The organism is Gordonia zhenghanii, from assembly GCF_021738965.1.
Taxonomy (GTDB): Bacteria; Actinomycetota; Actinomycetes; order Mycobacteriales; family Mycobacteriaceae; genus Gordonia; species Gordonia zhenghanii.
Genome location: NZ_JAKKOQ010000001.1, coordinates 215,956 through 225,323, shown reverse-complemented (window position 1 = coordinate 225,323; position 9,368 = coordinate 215,956). Strand labels below are relative to the sequence as shown.

6 protein-coding genes are annotated in these 9,368 nt (G+C 67.1%); 2 read left to right on the top strand and 4 right to left on the bottom strand.

What is annotated here, in order from left to right; genetic code table 11:
• Position 1: 1 nt before the first annotated feature.
• Genes L5G32_RS00925 through L5G32_RS00910 form a run of 4 tightly spaced genes read right to left on the bottom strand, consistent with a single transcriptional unit; the run spans position 2 to position 5,348 of the window.
• Entirely contained in the window at positions 2–1,450 is a 1,449-nt protein-coding gene (locus tag L5G32_RS00925; RefSeq protein WP_237009134.1) for a lysine N(6)-hydroxylase/L-ornithine N(5)-oxygenase family protein, read from the bottom strand.
• Positions 1,443–2,948 (bottom strand): pyridoxal phosphate-dependent decarboxylase family protein, encoded by a 1,506-nt coding sequence (locus L5G32_RS00920; RefSeq protein ID WP_237009133.1) that lies wholly within the window; start codon positions 2,946–2,948, stop codon positions 1,443–1,445. The genes L5G32_RS00925 and L5G32_RS00920 overlap by 8 nt, the downstream gene beginning before the upstream one ends.
• Positions 2,941–4,749, bottom strand: coding sequence for an IucA/IucC family protein (locus tag L5G32_RS00915; protein ID WP_237009132.1), 1,809 nt, complete (start codon positions 4,747–4,749; stop codon positions 2,941–2,943). Before L5G32_RS00915 ends, L5G32_RS00920 begins: the two co-directional genes overlap by 8 nt.
• Positions 4,746–5,348, bottom strand: coding sequence for a GNAT family N-acetyltransferase (locus L5G32_RS00910; protein WP_237009131.1), 603 nt, complete (start codon positions 5,346–5,348; stop codon positions 4,746–4,748). Before L5G32_RS00910 ends, L5G32_RS00915 begins: the two co-directional genes overlap by 4 nt.
• A 250-nt stretch (positions 5,349–5,598) precedes the next feature.
• On the opposite strand from L5G32_RS00910, the gene L5G32_RS00905 reads away from it, so the two are divergent.
• Together L5G32_RS00905 and L5G32_RS00900 are read left to right on the top strand one after the other, a co-directional pair.
• Positions 5,599–7,455 carry an ABC transporter ATP-binding protein gene (locus L5G32_RS00905; RefSeq protein ID WP_237009130.1) on the top strand — a complete coding sequence of 619 codons (1,857 nt, stop codon included), beginning with the start codon at positions 5,599–5,601 and terminating at the stop codon, positions 7,453–7,455.
• Positions 7,452–9,278, top strand: a complete 1,827-nt coding sequence (locus L5G32_RS00900) for an ABC transporter ATP-binding protein (protein WP_237009129.1) — start codon at positions 7,452–7,454, stop codon at positions 9,276–9,278. The genes L5G32_RS00905 and L5G32_RS00900 overlap by 4 nt, the downstream gene beginning before the upstream one ends.
• Positions 9,279–9,368 lie beyond the last annotated feature (90 nt).

Sequence of the window (9,368 nt, the reverse complement as noted above, 5' to 3'; positions counted from 1 at the left end):
GTCAACTCCTAGTGAAGTGGGCTTGAGTGGTCTGCTGGGTTCTGTGCTGGTCGAGTGGAGCTTTCCCACGCTGGTCGAGCGGAGTCGAGACCTCCTCCCGCTGGTCGAGTGGAGCTTTCCCACGCTGGTCGAGCGGAGTCGAGACCTCCCCGCGCCGGTCGAGCGGAGCTGGTCCGAAGCTCGTGAACGCCGTGGTCCTCGGCAGGCGGTACACCTCGCAGCCCGCGACGGTGTTGAGGATCCGAGCGTTGCGGACCGCGCCGATGTCGAGGTTGGGGGCGGAGACGCCGTGGGCGTGGATCTCGGCGTTCACCACGAACAGGCGGTCGGCGAGCGGGCCGTCGGCGACGACCGAGTGGTTCGCCGCGATCAGGCGGCGGCCCTGCGAGTCGCGGCGCAGTCGCGATTCGATCGGCGCCAGAAACGGTTGTGCGCGTTCGCGATAGCCGGTCGCGGCGACGACGAGATCGGTCACGTGGTGCAGTCCGGAGTCGGTGTCGAGGTGGCGCCCGCGGACGGTGATACGCCCGCTGTCGACGTCGAGACCGTCCACTCGGACACCGTTGCGTAACTCGACGGGAGCCACGTCGTCGTGCAGTTGCCGTCGGTACAGGAGGTCGTGGATCCGTTCGAGGGTGTCGGTGGAGATCCCCTTGTGGAACTGCCAGTGCCCGTCGCGGACGCGGTCCCGCGTCTGTTCGGGCAGCGAATGGAAGTAGTCCATGTAGGCGGGCGTCGTCATCTCCAACGACAGTTTGGTGAAGTCGAGTGGAGCGAACCAGGGCGTCCGCGTCCACCACGTGACCGCGGGTCCGCCCTCGAGATTGGCCTCCAGCAGATCCACCACGATCTCGGCGCCCGACTGCCCGGAGCCGATCACTGTCACCGCGTCGGCGGCGTGCGCGTCGTCGCGGCGGAATAGATAGTCGCTGCTGTGCACTACGTCGACCGACTCGGACGCCAACGCGTCGGGCACAGCCGGTTCGGTACCGACTCCGACGACGACATGCGCGGCGTGAATCACCGATTGCGTTCCGCAGGTGGTGACGAGCACGTCGAAGCGCTGTGCGTCGTCGTCCCACGCGATCTCGTCGACCGTCGTGCCGAACCGCAGCGAGTCGAGCTTCCCGACGACCCACAGCAGGTATGCCTCGTACTCGCGACGCGTCGGGAAGAACTGTTCGCGCACGAGGAACGGGTACAGCCGATCGACGTCGGCGAGGTACGCCAAGAACGACGTCGGATGTGTCGGATCGATCAGAGTCACCAGGTCGGAGAGGAAGCTGACCTGCAGCGTCGCTTCTTCGAACAGGAGGCCGGGATGCCAGCGGAACTCGTCCACCGAGTCGACGACGAGCACGTCGACGTCGTCGACTGTCGACGCCAACGCCGCCAGGCCGAGGTTGAACGGGCCGCAGCCGACGGCCAGGACGTCGACGGTCTCACTCATGGACCTGCACCTCCGCGATCGCGTACTCGGTGTTCTCCGACTCCACTTCGAGGGCGTGCCGTAGCAGTTCGTCGAACAGTTCGTCGATGTCCAACCCGGTGGACGTCGGGTTCAGCAAGGTCAGCTTCAGACACGTCGACGGCGCTTCGTCGCCCGCGATGTGCACTCGAGTCCGGCCGATCAGCGCGGTGCCCGAACTGATCAGGCGACGGCGGAGTTCGGCGTTCACGGTGTCGAGGTCCTGGCAGCGGTACCGGAACACGACAGTCGTCAAGGTGACGGGAGCGACCAGTTCGAGTTGCGGTTCGGCGACGATCCGTGCCTGGGCGTACCGGGCGGCGCTGTGGCACGCGTCGAGCATCTCGCCGATGCCGGTGCGGCCGTACGCGAGGAACGTTGCGAGGACTTTGAGGACGTCCGGGCGTCGCGTCGTCTGCAAGGTGTGGCCGAGGAGTCCGCCGAAGCCGGCTTCCTCGTCGTCCTCCGGGTTGAGGTAGGCGACGTTCCGTTCGAGCGCGGAGAACAGTTCCTCGTCGCGCAGCAACAGCAGGCTGGCCGCAGCAGGCTGCCAGCCGATCTTGTGCAGGTCGAGGGTCACCGAGTCGGCGCGGTCGATGCCGTGCACCAGGTGACGCAGCCGGTCGGAGAACAGCGATCCGAAACCATAGGCTCCGTCGACGTGCAGCCAGACATCGTGGCGGGCCGCGATGTCGGCGATCTCGGGGAGGGGGTCGACGGTTCCGAAATCGGTGGTGCCTGCGGTCGCGACGATCGCGACGGGTGTCCCGTCGGTGCTGGCGAGTGCGGCTTGGAGCGCGGCCGGGATCATCCGGTGCTGTTCGTCGACGTCGACGGCGACGACGGCGGCCTCACCGAGTCCGAGAGTGGCGCAGGCGCGGTTGATCGAGAAGTGCGCGACCCTCGAACAGAACACGAGGGGCCGAGGCAGGGCGGCGACGCCGTGGTGGCGGGTGTCGAGGCGGAGTTTGGCTGCGGCGTGGTCGCGGGCGATCAGCATCGCGAGCAGGTTCGAGAACGAGCCACCCGGCCCGAAGACTCCGCCTGCCGACGGACCGAATCCCGCGAGTCGTGCGAGGGCGGCGATCGTCCACTTCTCGATCGCGAGAGTCGCAGGCCCGGAGTCGTAGGTGTCGAGTGACGCGTTGGTGGCGCTCGCGAGGGCGTCGGCGGCCACCGACACCGTCAACGGAGGCGGCTGCAGATGGGCGGCGGTGAGTCGGTGCGTCAGATCGAGGCCGTAGGCGGCGACGAGTTCAGCGACCTGCGCCAACGCGCGATCTTCGCCGATTCCGTTGTCGGGCAAGCACTGTGGACCGAGCTCGGCGGCGACGGCTCCAAGCATGTCGCCCGGAGTCCCGCACGGCAGCGGCGAACCGTGGTGGTGGTCGGCGACGGTCGCGGCCATGCGTGACAGCGCGTCGCCGACGTCTGACCAGCCGAGGCCAGGGGTAGCGAATCGATTGAAGTCGTCAGGCACGGTGAACCCCTTGCGGATCGGTGATTCGAGGATCTGCGATCGGATTGGTCAGGCGATGCTCGGTGTCGAGGATCGAGTCGTACGAGTGGCCGACGTCGACCATCCGGCGGTTGTTGCCGAGTTGGAGGCCGTTCATGTGGACCGCGGCGAACGACGGCGCGAACAGATCCCACTTCTGGAAACGGTCGGCGAGATCGGGGTGGTCGGCGACGAACACGTGGACGCTGTCGGCGACCACTGCCCAGAATCGGGCGTCGTCGAGCAGTCCGTTGCGGTGCAGGACGGCGGCGAGCGGACGCAGGAAGTCGTCGAACACGTCCGAGAGGATCCCGAGGTTTCGGATAGCGTCCGTTTCGTTGGTCAGCGCGCGTCGGCATGACTCGGGGAGGTCGCTTGGCTCGTCGAAGACGCAGACCTCTTCGCCGATGTCCTTGAGGATTGCGCGGACCGGCACGCCGTCGCGCAGGACCAGGATCAGGTTCTCGCCGTGCGGGGAGAACTTCAGCTCGTACCGGTACAGCAGATAGGCGATCGGGTGCAGATACGTGCGGAGGAAACGGGTGATCCACTCGTCGGCCATCAGGCCGGACCGTTCGATCAGCGCGCCGACCAGTGGATCGCCGAGGTGATCGACGTGCAGGAGAGCGGCCATCGTCGACAGCTGCTCGTCGTCGGTGACGCGGGGGACCGGGCTCTGACGCCACAACGCCGACAGCACTTTCCGGTACTCCGAACCCGGTTCGGTGATCGCTGCGAACGTCGGATCGCGGTATCCGACCGCTGCCACCTCGTACAGCATCTCGAAACCGAGCGACTGCAGGTAGGCGTCGTCGCCCACGCGGCGACGGACCCAGTCGTTGATGACCGGGGTGGTGCGCATGTAGTCGGCGGACATGCCGCGCGTGAAGCCCATGTTGACGATCGACAGCGCCGTCTTGACGTAGTGGCGGGTCGGCGTCGACACGTTGAACTGGGTCCGGATGGACTGCTGCGGCTGGTACCGGTCCGGCGACGGACCGAGGATCACCAGGCGTTGTGCCGCAATGGCTCCGGCGTACAGGCGCGCTGCCTTCTCGGTCCACTGCCACGGGTGCACCGGCAGATACGTGTAGTCGTCGGGATCCAACCCCTGGAACAGCAGCACGTCGAAGAATTTCTCCAGGGCGTCGCCGCCGAGTTCGTGGCGGAGCAGATCGTCGTACGAGACGTCGCTCATCGCTGCGAAGTCGCAGTCCTCGGTGCGGGCGGCCACCCAGATCAGGTGGTAGCTGCCGCCCGATTCGGGGGCGTAGGCGGCGACGTCGTGCGCGCTGAAGCCGAGCCGGCCGCCGTTGGCGACGAAGCACGGGTGGCCTTCGGTCATCGACTTCTCGATGGTCTGGAAATCGGCGGCGGCGAGCTCGGCGGCAGTGACGCGACGTTCGTCGGATCGGTCGGCTCCGATGGCGACGGTGTGCACGAGTTCTTCGAGGTATTCGGGCAGCTTCTCGCGGGCGATGCCCAGCTGCTCGTGCAGATCGACGATCATGTCAACTGCGCTGACGGGAACCTCTGCGCCGGACCGGATTCGGCGGACCGACGACTCGCCGACGGCCCAGCTGTCGAGGGACAGGATCTCGGCGACGAACGTGTACTCGGTCTGCCGATCGTCGGAGAACAGCGTGAACTGGTCCGGTGCGGTCTCCAGCGGAGCGAGCGCCTGCTCGTGGCAGAACTCCGCGATGATCTTGGCCGCGATCCGGCGGTCGTACGCCGCCCGCAGTGATTGACCGGCGGCGCGAGCGTCGATGGACGCGCTCATCGGCGGACCTCCCTGTCCCGGATCACCGTGCCGTTGTCGGTGACGCGGACGAAGTCGTCGCGAGTGCAGTAGCTCAGACGTGCGGTCTTGGTGCCGACCGGGTAGTCGCCAGCCACGACGAATCCGACGGCGGCGTTGAGGCTTTGGACGCTCGTGTTGCGCACATCCGGTTCGACGACCACGCGTGACGCGCCGACCTCGAAGAACGCGGTGCGCATGATGTGGAGCATGACGTCGCCGGTGAATCCGGAGATCGCCCGGTCGGCGGGCGCGACGAGCAGGTGCATGCCGATGTCGCCGTCGGCGTGGATGTAGCCGGTGTCCGGCTCGGCGAGTTCGCCGACGGTCGGATCGTACAACTCGAACATGAACTGGTCGCGGTCGTCTGCCCGCCCGATCCGCAGGCCGTAATCCGTGCCCGCTGCCGCCCGCATCGTGTCGTCGAGGAAGGCATGGACCTCCTCGGCCGACGCCGACTCCATCTCCCAGTACCTCGATTTCGGGTGGCTCAACCAGCGGTGCACGGTGACGGCGTCGCGGTCGGCGTCGACTCGGATGGACGACAGCAGTGGTGTCGTCACGGGAGTTTGACTGGTCATCGGCCCATTTCGGTAGAGGATGAGTTGCGTCCGGCACGGTGCGCGGGGATGCGCAGCGGTACGACGCCCTGACGAGAACTTAGGTTAGGCTACATCACTTAGGTTAGGCTAACGGATGTGATCCGTTGTACGGTCGCGGGGTGCCGGACCATGACTGGTTCGCGTGGAATGAGCCCGAGAACACAGCCCGGGGACGAGTCGCAGCGGGATTTCGCGCGTGGTGACTGGCGGGGCCGACAGGAGATCAGAGATGGCCGAGACCGTCGAACGTAGCGACGGCTGGAATCTGACGAGCGCGTCGGACGCGCCGATTCCAGACCGCGTCGCGTTACGTGCGCAGGCGAACCGAGACAAGGTCGCCGCCAAGGAACTACTGGCGCCCGTCGGATCGGCGATCTCCGGAGCGTCGAGCCTGGTGGGACTGTCGGCCATCGCCTCGGTGGTGCCGTTCGTCCTCATCGTCGAGGTGTGCCGCGAACTGCTCCGCGACGACACCGACGCCGGCACCGTGCGAGCGCTGATCGTCGCGGCGTTCCTCGTCGCCGTGCTGCGTGGTCTGCTGCAGGTGGCCGGCCTCGTCTGGACACACCGGATCGACGCCGGATTCCAACTCTCGCTGCGCCGTCGTCTCGCCGCGAAGGCCGCGCGGCTTCCGTTGGGCTGGTTCACCGAACGCACCTCCGCCGACGTGAAACGACTTCTGTCCGACGACGTCGAAGCCCTGCACTACCTCATCGCGCACGTCCGACTGGAGTACGTCAACGCCCTGGTGACGCCGTTGGTGATCGGTGTGTACCTATTCATCGCGGACTGGCGTCTGGCGCTGGTCGCGCTGATCCCGCTGATCGGGTACTCGTTTGCGCTCAAAGCCATGATGAGCCCCGATTTCACGCGGTTGCTCGGCACATACACCCGAAGTCGGCGGGACGTGGACAGCACCGCGGTCGAGTTCGTCGACGGTATCGCCGTCATCCGAGCTTTCGGCCAGACGCGCAAGGCCTCCGCAGCCTTCTCCGCGGCAGTCGATCGTTACGCCGACGCTCTCGATGCGTGGAAGACGCCGATGGTCCGTCTGCAGGCGATCGCCGACATGCTTCTCGCGCCGGTCTTCTCGATGCTCCTCGTGACCGCGGCGGCCGTCGGCCTGGCCGCCCTCGACTGGATCGACCCGATCGACCTCGTCCCGTTCCTGTTCGTCGGCGTCGGTCTCGGCGCGAGCTTCCTCGGACTCGCATACGCCGGGCAGGCACTCCGCGAGGGGTCCGCGGCGGCTCGTCGGATCGTGGAACTCGAAGCATTGGCCGAACTCGCACAGGTCGACGGAAGCAGCGTGCCCGACCCGGTCGCAGGCGCCGTGCGCTTCGACGACGTCTCGTTCGGCTACCGCGCCGACGCACCGGTGATCCACGGCGTCGACCTGACGCTCGAACCCGGCACCGTGACCGCACTCGTCGGGCCGAGTGGATCGGGCAAGACGACGCTCGCCCGTCTGCTCGCCCGATTCCATGACGTCGACACGGGATCGATCGCGATCGACGGTCAGGACATCGCGACCATGTCGCTTGCCGACCTGTACTCGATCGTCGGGTTCGTCTTCCAGGACGTCCACCTGATCGCAGGCACCGTGGCCGACAACCTGCGGCTGGCTCGACCGGATGCGAGCATCGCCGACCTCGAGGGCGCTGCGCGAATGGCGCAGATCCACGACCGGATCGTCCAACTGCCGCACGGCTACGACTCGGAGATCGGCGTCGACGTGAACTTCTCCGGCGGTGAGGCGCAACGGATCTCGATCGCTCGGACGCTGCTCGCCGACAGCCGGATCCTGGTGCTCGACGAGGCGACGGCATTCGCGGACCCGGAGTCCGAAGCCGCGGTACAGGACGCGTTGGCCTCGGCTGTCGCCGATCGCACCGTCTTGGTGATCGCGCACCGACTGCACACGATCACCGACGTGGACCAGATTCTGGTGCTCGACGCAGGACGGATAGCCGAGCGCGGCACCCACAACGAGTTGGTGGCGTCCGACGGTCTTTACCGAAAGCTGTGGCAGTCCAACGAGAATGCCCTGGCGATGCTTGCCGACGACCAGGAGGTCACCCGATGATCCGCAGAGCATTCGCGTTGGTGCCGGGGGACAAGCAGCGGCTGATTCCGCTGCACCTCGCGATGACGCTGGTCTACGGTGTCGCGCAGGCCGCGGCGTTCGTGTTGTTGGTGCCGTTGCTCGAGGCTCTGATCGACGGCGAGATCGGTCGCGCGGGCGTGTGGTTGGCCGTGACGGCGGTCGTCGTCGCGGTCGCCGCGACCGCTGGCTACGTGCAGTCGATGCTGGGCATACGGCTGGCCGTCGGCATGTTGCGTGGCGTCACACACCGACTCGGCGACCACCTCGCCGCCGTGCGGATCGGCTGGTTCTCGCAGCGTTCCACCGCGTCGATCACTCGGACCGTGGTGGCCGACGTCCACGAGATCGTCGAGTTCTTCTCTCATCTGCTCGCGGTCATGGTGAGCGGCGTCGTGGTGCCGCTTGGCATCGGGATCGGCGTGCTCTTCATCGACTGGCGGCTCGGCGTCGTGATGCTGGTGGCGTTGCCGGTCATGTCGGCCGTCGACAAGCTGGCGGGCCGCGCGTACCGGAGCGCCGACGACCGGTTGCACGCGAGTGCCACCGAAGTCGACGCACGTGTCCTCGAGTTCACCACGGCCCAGCCGGTGCTTCGCGCGTTCGGTGCGGTCGGCGACCGGAACCGGGCTCTCGACTCGGCGATGGAGCGGCACCGTCGCGCCTCCGGCGGTCTCATCGCAGCCAGCGTGCCGGGGCTCGCAGCGTTCTCGATCATCGTCCAATTCGTGTTCGTGGCACTCGTTTTCGCGGTCAGCGTGTGGGCCACCGACGGCGACTTCGCCGCGGCGACGGCCGTCGGCCTCATCGTGGTCGTGTCCAGGTTCATCGATCCCGTGTCCCAACTCGCGCAAGTCTCCACGTCGACCCGCCGGGCGGGCGCCGCGATCGATCGCGTCCACGATCTGCTCGACGCTCCGCAGATCCGCGACCCCGAGCCTGCACGTCGGTCGAGCGGAGTCGAGACCCTCTCACACACCGTCGAGTCTGCACGTCGGTCGAGCGGAGCCGAGACCTCCTCACGCACCGTCGAGCCTGCCCGTTGGTCGAGCGGAGTCGAGACCTCCATCGCCTTCGACAACGTCTCGTTCGGTTACCGCGACGGCATCCAGGTGACGCGCAACGTGTCGTTCACTGTTCCCGCCGGGACGACGACGGCTGTGGTCGGACCGAGCGGGTCGGGTAAGACGACGTTGCTGCGTCTCGCTTCCCGCTTCTACCCGGTGGACGGGGGAGCCGTGCGGATCGGCGGCGTCGACGTCGCCGACATGTCGTTGGAGTATCTGATGGCACAGGTGTCACCGGTGTTCCAGGACGTCTACCTGTTCAACCAGACGATCGAGGAGAACATTCGCATCGGCAGGCCCGACGCGACCGACGACGAGGTGCGCCGGGCAGCGCGTGTCGCGGCCGTCGACGAGATCGCCGACCGACTTCCCGACGGATGGAACACGGTGGTCGGTGAGCGGGGCGCCAATCTGTCCGGCGGTGAGCGTCAACGTGTCTCGATCGCGCGGGCGCTCCTCAAGGATGCGCCGATCGTCCTGCTCGACGAGGCGACCAGTGCGTTGGATCCGCACAACGAGGCGGTGGTCGTGCAGGGTCTTCGCGAACTGACACAGGGCAAGACTGTGGTCGTGGTGGCGCACAAACTGTCGACCGTCGCCCACGCCGACCAGATCGTGGTGCTCGACGACGGTGTCGTCGCCGACCGCGGTACGCACGCCGAGCTCTCGTCCCGCGATGGTCGCTACGCCGACTTCGTCGCCCAGCGCTCCCGTTCCCGCGGTTGGCGTATCGCCTAGCCCGCCAGCTCAACCGCGGCGGAAGTTCCGTGACAGCGCAGGCCTCCACCACGCTGGTCGAGCGGAGTCGAGACCCGCCACGCGGCCACC